Annotated in this window: 10 protein-coding genes; 4 read left to right on the top strand and 6 right to left on the bottom strand. The window is 65.9% G+C overall.

The features are described from left to right. The first annotated feature begins 125 nt into the window (after positions 1-125). The gene (gene aroB, locus ACYOEI_RS28200) at positions 126-1,244 is read left to right on the top strand and encodes a 3-dehydroquinate synthase (protein WP_462853087.1); all 1,119 of its coding nucleotides are present in this window, start codon (positions 126-128) and stop codon (positions 1,242-1,244) included. Positions 1,245-1,347: 103 nt separating this feature from the next. After that, positions 1,348-2,457 carry a DNA-processing protein DprA gene (gene dprA, locus ACYOEI_RS28195; protein WP_462852991.1) on the top strand — a complete coding sequence of 370 codons (1,110 nt, stop codon included), beginning with the start codon at positions 1,348-1,350 and terminating at the stop codon, positions 2,455-2,457. Positions 2,458-2,469: 12 nt separating this feature from the next. Here dprA and ACYOEI_RS28190 read toward each other — a convergent pair whose 3' ends face one another. From ACYOEI_RS28190 to ACYOEI_RS28180, 3 genes are all read right to left on the bottom strand, one after another. Then, on the bottom strand, positions 2,470-3,327 hold the full coding sequence (locus tag ACYOEI_RS28190; protein WP_462852990.1) for an alpha/beta hydrolase: 858 nt from the start codon (positions 3,325-3,327) through the stop codon (positions 2,470-2,472). 97 nt (positions 3,328-3,424) lie between these two features. After that, on the bottom strand, positions 3,425-4,093 hold the full coding sequence (locus ACYOEI_RS28185) for a class I SAM-dependent methyltransferase (protein WP_462852989.1): 669 nt from the start codon (positions 4,091-4,093) through the stop codon (positions 3,425-3,427). Positions 4,094-4,123: 30 nt separating this feature from the next. Beyond that, on the bottom strand, positions 4,124-4,999 hold the full coding sequence (locus ACYOEI_RS28180; RefSeq protein ID WP_462852988.1) for a sugar phosphate isomerase/epimerase family protein: 876 nt from the start codon (positions 4,997-4,999) through the stop codon (positions 4,124-4,126). Positions 5,000-5,254: 255 nt separating this feature from the next. Here ACYOEI_RS28180 and ACYOEI_RS28175 point away from each other — a divergent pair, with 255 nt between their 5' ends. Then, positions 5,255-5,836, top strand: coding sequence for an FHA domain-containing protein (locus tag ACYOEI_RS28175; RefSeq protein ID WP_462852987.1), 582 nt, complete (start codon positions 5,255-5,257; stop codon positions 5,834-5,836). Between the two features lie 196 nt (positions 5,837-6,032). Here ACYOEI_RS28175 and ACYOEI_RS28170 read toward each other — a convergent pair whose 3' ends face one another. Further along, the gene (locus tag ACYOEI_RS28170; RefSeq protein ID WP_462852986.1) at positions 6,033-7,883 is read right to left on the bottom strand and encodes an AI-2E family transporter; all 1,851 of its coding nucleotides are present in this window, start codon (positions 7,881-7,883) and stop codon (positions 6,033-6,035) included. A 241-nt stretch (positions 7,884-8,124) separates the two neighbouring features. Here ACYOEI_RS28170 and ACYOEI_RS28165 point away from each other — a divergent pair, with 241 nt between their 5' ends. Next, the gene (locus tag ACYOEI_RS28165; RefSeq protein ID WP_462852985.1) at positions 8,125-9,150 is read left to right on the top strand and encodes an aldo/keto reductase; all 1,026 of its coding nucleotides are present in this window, start codon (positions 8,125-8,127) and stop codon (positions 9,148-9,150) included. Positions 9,151-9,223: 73 nt separating this feature from the next. On the opposite strand, the gene ACYOEI_RS28160 is transcribed toward ACYOEI_RS28165, so the two are convergent. Together ACYOEI_RS28160 and ACYOEI_RS28155 are read right to left on the bottom strand one after the other, a co-directional pair. Then, positions 9,224-9,730: a general stress protein gene (locus ACYOEI_RS28160; RefSeq protein ID WP_462852984.1), complete on the bottom strand. Its 507-nt coding sequence runs from the start codon at positions 9,728-9,730 to the stop codon at positions 9,224-9,226. Positions 9,731-9,992: 262 nt separating this feature from the next. Continuing rightward, positions 9,993-11,630 carry a formate--tetrahydrofolate ligase gene (locus tag ACYOEI_RS28155; protein ID WP_462852983.1) on the bottom strand — a complete coding sequence of 546 codons (1,638 nt, stop codon included), beginning with the start codon at positions 11,628-11,630 and terminating at the stop codon, positions 9,993-9,995. Positions 11,631-11,690: the final 60 nt, after the last annotated feature.

Below are 11,690 nucleotides of genomic sequence, written 5' to 3'. Positions count from 1 at the left end.
TTATAGTGTACCAAGCCGCAAGGCAACCCGCAACGCGACGGAACCCCTCGACGCTCCCTTGCATCCATGGGGGGAGGGATGCCGATAAGAGTTCCGCCCTCTACGAAGGAACCCCTGACGTGACAATGCCTTTCAACGCGACCGAGTCGGAGACGTCGGTCCGGGTCGAGCTCGGTCCGAGGTCTTATGAAGTGCGGGTCGTCAGCAATCGGACCCCCGACTTCGGGGCCTTCGCCCGCTCGTGCCTGAATGCCAGTTGGGCCGGACGTCCCTGCCAGCGGGCACTCCTGGTCACCGACGAGAACGTCGCCCCGATGGAGGCCGCCTACGTCGCCTCGCTGGCCGGTGCCGGGATCACGGCCACCCTGGCGGTGGTCCCGGCGGGAGAACACTCGAAGTCGCTCGACCGCGCGGCCGACCTTTACGACGACCTCGTCAAGCTCCGGGCCGACCGGCACACGGCGGTCGTCGCGCTCGGGGGAGGAGTGATCGGCGACCTGGCCGGGTTCGCCGCCGCGACCTATACGAGAGGGGTGCCCCTGCTCATGGTGCCGACGACCTTGCTGGCGCAGGTCGACAGCTCAGTCGGCGGGAAGGTCGGCGTCAACCATCCTCGAGCCAAGAACATCATCGGGGCCTTCCACCAGCCCGCCGGCGTCTGGATCGATACCGAGACGCTCCGCACGCTCCCCGACCGCGAGTACCGCTGCGGCCTGGCGGAAGTGCTCAAATACGGAGTGATCCTCGACGCAGACTTCTTCGAGTTCCTCGAGACGAACGCGGTCGCGATCCTCGCCCGCGAGGGAACGGCATTACGCCACGTCGTCGCCCACAGTTGCCGCTTGAAGGCGGATGTGGTCTCGAAGGACGAACGTGAGGAGACCGGCCTCCGCGCCGTGTTGAACTTCGGCCATACGATCGGGCACGCGATCGAGGCGGTCGCGGGCTACGGGGGGCATTTCCACCATGGCGAGGCCGTCGCCGTGGGCATGGTTGCCGAAGGCGAGCTCGCCGTGCGACTAGGTTGGATCGAGCCCGAAACGTCGAATCGCATCAAGGCGCTCGTGAACACGTTCGGGCTCCCGGACTCGGCCCCGGGCCTCGACCCCGACCGACTCGTCGAGGCGATGACCCGAGACAAGAAGAACCAGAAGGGGAAGACCCGTTTCGTCCTACCCCGGAGGATCGGCCAGGTCGAGCTGACCGACGCTCCCACCGAGGTGGACATCCGGAAGGTCCTCTGAAGTGACCGAGATCCACTTGCAATCCGTACAGTAGTCGGCTACCATCCGCCGAGAACGGAGATCCAAACTCGAGAGATGAGCAGGCGACCGAGAGGCTGATGTGATGACCGATCCGGAGTTGCGCGACATGGTCTGCCTGACGTTGGTGGCGGGCGTCGGCCCGCACACCTTTCGGGCGTTGCTCGAGCACTACGGGTCGGCGGGGAAGGTCCTTGATGCCTCGGTCTCGTCCCTGCGCGAAGTTTCGGGCATCGGACCAAAGCTCGCCGAGAAGATTGCGGCGGCCCGGCGATTCCACGACGTCGAGGCCGAGCTCGACCTTTGCCGGCAGTCCAACGTGACGATCGTCTCTCGAGGGATGGAAGACTACCCCGCCTCGCTCGCGGAGATCCCCGACCCACCGAGCCTGATCTACGTGAAGGGGTCGATCGAGCCCCGGGATCATCTGGCGATCGCCATCGTCGGGTCGCGGCGGTGCACCCCATATGGGATGCGGATCGCGGAGCGACTGGGGAGCGCCCTGGCCCGCGTCGGACTGACGGTAGTCTCGGGCTTGGCACGGGGGATCGACGCGGCGGCCCACCGAGGTGCGCTCAAGGCCGGTGGTCGGACCCTCGCCGTGATGGCGAACGGGTTGGGAATGGTCTACCCCCCCGAGCACGAAGAGCTCGCCGTCCAGGTCGCCGCCTCGGGGGCCCTGGTGAGCGAGATGCCGATGGGCCAGGGGCCCCTGGCGGGCTTATTTCCCCAGCGAAATCGAGTGATTTCGGGGCTGTGTCTCGGGGTTGTCGTGGTGGAGGCCACTCCGCGGAGCGGCTCGCTCTCCACCGCGCACCACGCGATGGAGCAGAACCGCGAGGTCTTCGCCGTCCCCGGCCCGGTCGACAGCCTGCCAAGCCAGGGTTGCCACCGCTTGATCCGCGACGGCGCCCGACTCGTCGAGACCGTCGACGACATCCTCGATGAGCTCGGACCGCTCGTCCGAGAAGTCCCGGTGGCCGACGGAGGAGCCCCCGTACGACATCCGGCCGAGCTGACGCTCTCCGATCAGGAACGCACCCTCATGGGCCATCTCGCCAACCAGCCCGCCGCCGTCGACGAGCTCATCGTGCGCACGGGCCTGACCCCCTCGCAGGTCCTTGCGACCCTCAGCATCCTCGAGATGAGACGCCTCATCCGTCGGCTCCCCGGCCAGCAATTCGCCCGCATCTGAATCGCCCTTCGATCAGACCGGGCGAAGTCGAGCGTCGAGCCATGCCGAGAGGTCGGAGAAAACCTGCTCGCGTCCGAATTCGTTCAACGGCTCGTGGCGCATGCCGGGATAGGCGTTGAGAGTCTTGTCCGCAGAGCCCTCACGCTCGAAGAATCGCCGCGTTGCGGAGGGATCGATAACCGGATCGGACTCGCCCAGGAGGAAGAGGGTCGGGACGATCAGTTCACTCGCTCGGTCGAGGACCGCCCGGCCCCCGTCCGTCATCCCGAAATACAAGGGGGCGCTGATCCGGCTATGCCGGAGGGGATCGGTATGGTGGTCGGCCTGCATCTCCGGATCCCTGGTCATCATCTCGGCGGGGAGCTTCGCCGAGAGGGTGACGTGAGGTGCGTGCTTGAGGAGGAACCTTCCAACCGCGAGCTTCACGCGAGAAACCCTCGTGGCCACCACCAGCGAGGGATTCGAGAGGATCAACCCCGTCAACCCATGGGGATTCTCGAGGCCGAGCCTCAGCGCGAGCTGGCCCCCGTTCGAGTGCCCGAGAACGAAGCGAGGCAGGCCCGGCCGGGCGTCACCCGCCCACTCGAACGCCGCCCGCAGGTCGGCCACGAGGTCGTCATAGGACCCGACCACGCCCCGACGACCCGGACTCCTCCCGTGCCCACGCAGGTCGGGGGCGACGACGTCGATCTCGAGGGTCGGACCGAGGGCTTCGGCGACGTGCCGGTAGCAACCTCCGTGCTCGCCGAACCCGTGCCCGATCACGAGCACTCCACGCGGATTCTCGCGAGACCAGTGCCGCCCCTTCAGCTCGAGGCCGTCGGCGGAGCGGATGATGATGTCAATGGCTACCGTCTGGCTTGCGATCATCCCGGGACGTCTCCCTAGACCCGAGCGACCCCGCCCAGGGCGAGGGATCGACGGAACCGCAATCGATCATGTCGTGCAGGACACGAACTTCGACGGCTCATGACGGCCGCCTCCAGATCCAGGTCCAGTGGCGGTCGGAGGACATCGAGACGCCGTCCTCGGGCAAGCCGAGCTTGGAGAGCATTTCTTTAACTTCGTCCGTGGTCAAGGCAGCGTAGAGCGAGTCTCGGAAGAGGGCCTGAGCGGCTTCGGCCTCGTCACCGGCATAGGTGGAGACGAGGTGGTCGATTGCAGCCACATCCGCCGGCCGCGCAAGGTCTCGGATGAAGAGTGTACCGCCGGGTGCGACGAGCCTCGCCATCTCGGCCAGGGGCGGGGCGGGGTCGGGGATGTGGTGGATGATCGTATTGCTCACGACGGCCTCGAACGCGCCGTCGGCGAAGGGCAAACGCTTGGCGTCCCCCGCCTGGCAGCGGATCCGGCCGGCCAGGCCTGCGTCGTCGATATTCCGCCGGGCGCGTTCGATCATCGCCTCGGCCATGTCCAGGGCGACGACCCTGGCGGTCGGATCGGCCTGGCAGAGTGCGATCGGGATCCGTCCGGGGCCCGACCCGACGTCGAGGATCTCGCCGCCCCGAGGCGCGCCATGCGCCTCGAGGAAATCGGCGACGAATCGTTGGTTGACCGCCGAGTGGTCCATCTCGTCGTAGTCGCGGGCCTCTTCGGGCGAGTCCATCGCCTCGGGCTCGAGTACTCGGGGGATCATCGGCGTGGGTTCCCTGGAGGACGGTCGGGGTCAAACACCCTTGAGGCCGACGGCCGCCGCGCGAACGGCCTCGAGGCAGCCGCGGAGGTCGGGGACCGGATTCTCGGGATGCTCCTCGTATTCAAGCGCCAGGCAGTACTCGTAGTTGATCTTGGCGAGGGCCTTCAGAAGGTCGGCCGTCCTGAGGTCGCCCTCGCCAAGGATCGTGAAATGGTTCGCGTCCTTGACGTCCTTGAGGTGGACGCCGAACGTGCGCTTGCCGAAGACCTCGACGGCCCGGACGGGGTCCTCGCGCGAACGGAGGAAGTGCCCGGTGTCGACGCAGCAGCCGATCTTCGGGCTGTGGTCCTTGATCGCCGCTTGGATCGTGTCGATCTTGGCGTAACGATGCCCAGGGCCGTGGTTGTGGATGCCGATGGCGACGTCGAACTCCTCGACGAGTTTGTCGAGAGCGTCGAAGCTGTCGGGATCGGGGTCCGCCGAGAGGTAGCCCAGGCCCATCCCTTTGGCGAACTCGAAGACTCGACGATTGGCGTCGTGATCCTTTTTGGCGAAGTGGATCACTCCGTATCCGATGACCGTCACACCGTCGGCCTCGACCCGTTTCTTGTACTGGGCGATCGTCGCCGGGTTGGTGTCGATCGGGATGTGGGCGACGTACGACTCCCAGTAGTGCAGCCCCAGCTCCTTGGTGACGGCCAGGGCCTTCTCGACGTCGGCCTTCCCCCCCTTGGTATAGCCGCGTAGCGAGTAGCTCTGGAGCCCGAACTTGAACGGGCCGTACGGGCTGTCACTCGTGGACGGGGCCGCCCCCGCCAACCGGCCCATCGCCGCCGAGCCGGCGAGCGTGAGGCCTGCCGCAAGAATCTCTCGACGCGTCAATCCCCGCGAACTGTTCGGTTGCATGACTCATCCACCCCGGGTTCGCACAGAACTCACCACGCTCGGAGGACCGTCCCTGGCCCCTGCGTTCGGTCCTCGACTCGGGCCCGAGCCTATCCGAACGCGGAAACGGGTTCCAGACCTTGGCGGGAATTTGGGGGAGGCGGGAGGGCTTGTCGCGTCTTGAGTAATCGATGACGACTCTGATATGATAACGTTCATACCGGTGCGCTGCCGGGATGAATCCCCACCCCTCTCTCCTGATGGGAGGTCCGACCCATGCGACCCACCTCCAATGTCCTAGGCATCCTCAAACCCATGGGCGGTGGCGATCCTATCCCTTTGGTCAAGTCCGAGCTGATCGTGGGCCGGCGGCCATCGTGCGATATCTGCCTCGATTTCAATAATATTTCAGGCAAGCATTGCATGCTCCGGTTGCTGAACAACGTCTGGCACATCCGCGACCTGGGGAGCACCAACGGCACCACCTTCAACGGTGCCGCGATCTCGAGCGAACACAGCGTGATGCCCGACGACGAGATCGGGATCGCCGGCCGCCTCTTCACGATCGACTATGAGCCGGCCGGCCCCGAGAGCATCATGCGGAAGCACGACGACCTCGACGAAGAGCTCGCCGATACCCGCAAGCGCCACTCCCTGATGGAGCTGGCCGGCCTCGAGACCGACGACTACAAGCCGACCCGCCCCTCACGCGCCCCCGAACATATCGACCGCATGTCCACCGACGAGGGCGAATTCGACTCGCCCATCGCCGATGACTTCAACGACTCCCCGCCGCCCGCCATCCAGACCAACGACGACGACTTCTTCAAATTGATCGAAGAAGATTTCAAGCGTTGATCCTGCCCTCGCATCGACCACCAGCACCACTCGGCATCACCGCTGGGTGGTCGCGATGGTCGTTTCGCCCACATCATCGACCGCGGATTTCCCTTCGCCCTCCGCCTTTTCTCCGAAGGGAAATCCGCCGAGCTGGGAGCGATCGAAAGATTCGAGGGCTCCTCGAGACCTCGGCCGATTGAGCTCGGGGTCCTCGTCAGGGGATCGTGGAAACTGGAACCGGGGACTTGGACGAAGTCGCCCGCTCGGTCTTGTTCGAAGGACGCACGACCTCGAGAATTCGGTCCCTGGCGTCGGCGAGTTGGTTGACGACATCCGACGCCCCCATCTCGGCCAATCGATCCGCAGCCCCTTCGGGGTTTCCGCTCTCCCCCCAACGACCGACCACGATCGGCAAATCCGCGAACCTCACCCTGAGTCGTCGTACAAGGTAGCGTGCGGTGGTGAAGCCTCCCGGCGGAAGGTGGGATAAAACGACCAACGAGGGCTCCAGGCTCGAGATCTTCTCCGCGAGTTTCAGCGGGGGGCTCGCGTCGGCCAGGATCGCGATCGAACAGCCGAGCGGCCTGAGGAGGACGTCGAGCATCCTGAGGGCGAGCGCGTCGGCCGCGTCATTGGCGGCGACCCCCAGGACCGTCCCCTCAAGCCCTTCGACGGGGTCGGGACCGTTCCCAACCTCGGGCGACCCCGCGGCGAGCGACTTCAGGTCGACCTCGGGCGCGTCTTCGAGTTCGTCGAGGAGGTCGCTGACGAACCGCAGGATGAAGGCCTGCGACTGGTCGTCGATCTCGCCGCGACGAGCGTCGCGTTCGGTCCGGGAAAGGGCCGGGATCAAGATTCGGTCGAAGACCTCGACGCGCGGGGCTCGTTTGAGCTCGCACTCGATGATCTCCGAGGCCCCATCCTGGTCGTAGGCGATGAGTCGCTGGTAAAACCGGAGGTCGGGGGCGAGGGGAGGTTCCTCGTCCAGCAAGGTCGCGAAGACGCGCAAGGCCGGGACATATTTCCCCAAGACCGCGAGGCAGACCGTCAGCGGCGTCGAGAGCAGGAGGCCGAGCGCCCCCCAGAGCCAGGTCCAGAACATGGCCGCGACCAGCAGCCCGAGCGCCGAGACGCCGGTCGTTTTGCCGTAGAGCACCGGCTCCAAGAAGCTGTTCGCGGCGATCTCCAGCACGCCGAAGAGGGCGAATATCAATAAAGGTTCCCGCCACCCCTCGAAGTTCGCCAGCGAGAACAGAAACGGCAAACCGAACGCGATCGAGGGCCCGACGTAGGGGACGAAACGGAGCAGGCCCGCGAGGACTCCCCAGAGGAGGGCCAGGGGGATGCCGATCCCCCAGAGTCCGAGGGCCACGATGGTCCCGAACGCGGAGTTCACGAGCGTGAACATCGTCAAGTATCGGCTGATCCGTTGGCTGACCTCTTCCAGGGTCCTGGTCGTGACGCTGACCCGATCCGGGCCGCCGAGTCGGATGACCCGGTCGCTGAGGTCCTCGCGATTCGCGAGCATGAACAGGACCAGGATCAGGACGAAGGAGGCGACCCCCAGGGATTCGAGATAGGGGCCAACGGCCTCAGAGAGCCGCTGGGTGTAAGTCGGGGCGGCGACGACGTTCACGGGGACAGTCCCCTTGACCTGCGACGGCCGGTCGAGTGTTTTGGCGAGGTCGGCCCCGACATTCGAGAGCTTCTGGATCGCTCCCTGCTGCTTCGGCTTCAGGAACCGGAACTTCTTCAGGATGTTTTCCTTGAGGTGCGAGGCATCGGTCTGGCTCGCCAGGGTTGTCAGTTGCTCGCCCACCTTGTAACCCACGGCGCCGAGGAGCCCCAGCGTCAAGACCACCGTCAGGAGGACGGCGGCAAATCGAGGAATTCCTCTGGCCTCGAGGAATCTCGCAATGGGGGCGAGCGCGAAGCTCAGCAGGATGGCAAAGGCCAGGGGCTTCAGGACCTCGGCCGCCAGGGACATGAAGGCGATCACGGCGAGGATCAGAAACGTGATCACGATCGGATGATGCAGAGGGTGGGCGTGTCGCCGGCTGGCCATTGTTCGGGCTCCTAGAATGATCGTCGACGCTGGGGCAGGGGAGGGCGCCGGACTTTGTCGCGGTCCGGCGGTCGCACCTCGCATCACCGGAGATGGGTTGGGGACGCGAATGGCGTGCCCACGACAGTGGCGCGAGAGTTGCCCCCAGTCGTTTCAGGCAGTCGTGACCGGGTCGAGCGCCGCTCCCTCGGGAACGGGTCGTTCACCAAACCGCGGACATACGAGAGGAGAGGACAAGGCGATGACGTCGAAGACACCGAACCGTCGCGAGTTCATCCAGGCCGGCGTCGCCGGCGTCACTGCGGCGGGGCTCGCGGGCGCCGCCGAGCCGAAGACGACCAACTTCGGAGGGATTCCGGTCCGCCCGTTGGGAAAGACGGGAGAGGCGGTCAGCCTCCTCTGCCTCGGGGGGCATGCGTGCACCAACCCGAAGAAACTCTCCGAGGCCGAGAGCCTCGCGCTGATCCAGCGTGCCGTCGACGAAGGGATCACCTTCATGGACAACGCCTGGGATTATCACAACGGCCTCGCCGAGGAGCGCATGGGGAAGGCGCTCGTCGTGGGAAACCGCCGCGACAAGGTCCTCTTGATGACCAAATGTTGCGGCCGGACCGCCAAGGATGCCCAGTCGAACCTCGAAGACAGCCTCCGCCGACTCAAGACGGACCGCATCGACCTCTGGCAATTTCACGAGATCGTCTATGACAATGATCCCGACTGGGTCTTCGCCGAAGACGGCGCGATCCACACCGGGCTGAAGGCCTTGCAGGAAGGGAAGGTCCGCTACCTCGGGTTCACCGGCCACAAGGACCCGTCGATCCATCTCAAGATGCTCAACAAGCCGTTCGCCTGGTCCTCGGTCCAGATGCCGCTCAACGTGATGGACGCCCACTACCGGAGCTTCCAGAAGCGAGTCCTCCCGGTCCTCAACGAACGGGGGATCGGCGTCCTCGCGATGAAGAGCCTGGGAGGGACGGGGAACATCGTCACCGAGGCCGGGATCCCGGTCGAGGAGGCCCTCCGGTACGTCCTCTCGCTGCCGATCTCGACGCTCGTCACGGGCATCGACTCCGTGAAGGTCCTCGAGCAGAACCTCAAAATCGTCCGGGAGTTCAGCCCGCTGTCCGACGAGCAACGTCAGGCCATCGAAGGGCGAACCCTCAAGCTCGCCGGCGACGGCCGATTCGAGCTCTTCAAGTCCTCGAAGGTCTTCGACGGCCCCGTCCATCGCCAGCAGCACGGCTTCGCAACAAACGTCTATTCCTGAGTGTTCGCCACGAAAACGAAGACGCCCGCGTTCGCAACGAACGCGGGCGTCCCGATCTGGATTCAAGCGAATTTCAAGCGTAAGTGGAGTGGGTACGCCGCGACCCCTCCTCCTCGAAAATGCGGCGGACGGAGACGACCAGGTCGTTCTCGACGTCGACCGAGACGAGGATGTGCCCTTCCTCGAGCGCCGACGCGAAATGCTCGGCCTCGTGCTCGGGGATCCCCGAGCCGATCAACGCTCCCAGGAGTCCGCCCGACGCCGCACCGATGCCCGCCCCCGTCAACGCGGCGGCGAGTGGGCCGCCGATCAGGAAGGTCCCCACGCCCGGCAGGGCGATCGTGCTGCCGAGGAGCGCGAGCCCGACCAGCGTCCCCACGGCCGCCCCGGAAACCGCCCCCGCGGTGGCCCCTTCACCGGCAAGGTCATTGGCCCCGGTCGTCTCGATCAGCTCGGCTGCGTCGATGCTGTCTCGCATGGCTATGCTGATCGCCGGAGACAGGATCCCGTTGGCATTCAGACGGTGGATGGCGGCTTCCGCCTCCTCCCGAGTCGCGAAGAGTCCGACGACGGTTTGCATGGTATTTGCCCTGGTAGAAATGAGCCGGGCGGCTCCGCTCAGGGGGCCGCGATGCGACTCCCACGGAGGGAATCGACGACCTGCTACCATTCACCAAGGCAAACGTCGGGCCAACGCTTGCCGATAGGCGTGGGTTTCCGGCGGCCCTCGAGACGAGAGGAGAAGCGACCTTCTTACCGGGTCGTGCCATTGCTCAGAGACGGGAAAGACAACCGCCCAGGCACCCGAATGGGGATGCTGAGCGGTGACGATCGGCACAGGGTCAGGAGAGCCCCGTAATCCGAGCCTCTTGATCGACGTCGATGCGTTCGGCCGCCGGGCGGACCGGGAGGCCGGGCATGCGGACGATCTCGCCGGTGAGGGCGACCAGGAAGCCCGCGCCTGCCGCGATCTCGACGTCGCGGACGGTGAGGGTGAAGCCTCGAGGGCGACCGCGCAACTTGGGGTTATCGGAGAGGGAATCCTGGGTCTTCGCCATGCAGATGGGCAGGGCACCGTAGCCGAGCTTCCGGGCCTTTCGGAGCTTCGCCGCGGCGTTGGGGAGGATGTTCACCCCGTCGGCACCATACATGGCGCGGGCGATCGCCTCGATCTTCTTCTCCGAAGACCATTCGAGGGGATACAGCGGCGTGTACGGGGTGTTCTGGCCGGAGGTCGCCGCGACGACCTTCTCCGCCAGGTCGGCGGCACCGGCACCTCCCGCCCCGAAGACGTTCGCGGTGGAGCTCGAGATCCCACGATCCCGGCAGAAGCGGTGAACGACCTCGAGCTCCTCCGGCGAGTCGGATGCGAACTGGTTCAAGGCCACGAGCGTCGGCTTGCCGAAATGGGCGGCGCTATCAAGGTGGGCCGCGAGGTTCTCGAGCCCCTTCTCGACGGCCGCCGGATCGGCGACCGTCAGGGCCTCGAGGGCCTGTCCGCCGTGCATCTTCAACGCCCGGACTGTGGCGACGATGACGATCGCCGCCGGATTCAATCCCCCGACGCGGCACTTGAGGTCGAAGAACTTCTCGCCGCCGAGGTCGAAGGCAAAGCCCGCCTCCGTGACGGCGTAGTCGGCGGTCGCGAGGGCCATCCTCGTGGCGAGGATCGAATTGCAGCCGTGCGCGATGTTCGCGAACGGCCCGCCGTGGACGAACGCCGGAGTCCCCTCTCGGGACTGGACGAGGTTCGGAAGGAGCGCCTCGTTGAGGATCGCGGCGAGCGAACCGGTGATGCCCATCTCGCTGGCGTGGACGGGCCGGCCGTCGTGGTCGTAGCCGATCAAGATCCGCTCGAGCCGAGTGCGGAGGTCCGCCGGGGAGTCGGCCAGGCAAAGGATCGCCATCACCTCACTCGCGGCGGTGATGTCGAAGCCCGTCTCTCGGGGCACACCCTGGCTCGGCCCCCCGAGGCCGATGACGACCTTCCTCAAGGCGCGGTCGTTCATGTCGAGGACGCGCTTCCAGAGGATGTTCCGGGGGTCGAGCGACGTGTCCTCGAAGTGGAGGCGGTTGTCGATCGCCGCGGCGAGCAAGTTATGGGCGGCGGTCACGGCGTGGAAGTCGCCCGTGAACTGGAGGTTGATCGTGTTCGAGGGTTCGAGGCGGCTCGCGCCTCCCCCCGTCGCCCCCCCCTTGCGGCCGAAGACCGGACCCATCGACGGCTGCCGAAGGGCCAGGGCCGATCGCTTGCCGATCTTCCGCAACCCCTGGGCCAGCCCGATCGAGACCGTCGTCTTCCCCTCGCCGGCCGGCGTCGGGGTGATCGCGGATACCAGGATCAGTTTGCCCGGGGCTCGTTCCGAGACCTCCAGCGCCTCGAGCCGGACCTTGGCCTTGTCGCGCCCGTAAGGCTCGAGGTGCTCGTGTGCAATCCCCAGGTCGTGGGCCACGTCGGCGATCGGTCGCAACTCAGTCATCGGAGGTCCCATAAAGAACGTTCATAAAAAAAAAACTTCAGCAATCGAGGGCGGCCGTCC

The sequence above is a fragment of the Singulisphaera rosea genome (assembly GCF_054877945.1).
The sequence above is the reverse complement of the archived record's forward strand: the minus strand, read 5'-3'. Positions and strand labels throughout refer to the sequence as shown.

Bases quoted from the DNA above. Each gene is read 5' to 3' on its own strand.
- aroB (WP_462853087.1), top strand. From the start codon at position 126: ATGCCTTTCAACGCGACCGAGTCGGAGACGTCGGTCCGGGTCGAGCTC.
- dprA (WP_462852991.1), top strand. From the start codon at position 1,348: ATGACCGATCCGGAGTTGCGCGACATGGTCTGCCTGACGTTGGTGGCG.
- ACYOEI_RS28190 (WP_462852990.1), bottom strand. From the start codon at position 3,327: ATGATCGCAAGCCAGACGGTAGCCATTGACATCATCATCCGCTCCGCC.
- ACYOEI_RS28185 (WP_462852989.1), bottom strand. From the start codon at position 4,093: ATGATCCCCCGAGTACTCGAGCCCGAGGCGATGGACTCGCCCGAAGAG.
- ACYOEI_RS28180 (WP_462852988.1), bottom strand. From the start codon at position 4,999: ATGCAACCGAACAGTTCGCGGGGATTGACGCGTCGAGAGATTCTTGCG.
- ACYOEI_RS28175 (WP_462852987.1), top strand. From the start codon at position 5,255: ATGCGACCCACCTCCAATGTCCTAGGCATCCTCAAACCCATGGGCGGT.
- ACYOEI_RS28170 (WP_462852986.1), bottom strand. From the start codon at position 7,883: ATGGCCAGCCGGCGACACGCCCACCCTCTGCATCATCCGATCGTGATC.
- ACYOEI_RS28165 (WP_462852985.1), top strand. From the start codon at position 8,125: ATGACGTCGAAGACACCGAACCGTCGCGAGTTCATCCAGGCCGGCGTC.
- ACYOEI_RS28160 (WP_462852984.1), bottom strand. From the start codon at position 9,730: ATGCAAACCGTCGTCGGACTCTTCGCGACTCGGGAGGAGGCGGAAGCC.
- ACYOEI_RS28155 (WP_462852983.1), bottom strand. From the start codon at position 11,630: ATGACTGAGTTGCGACCGATCGCCGACGTGGCCCACGACCTGGGGATT.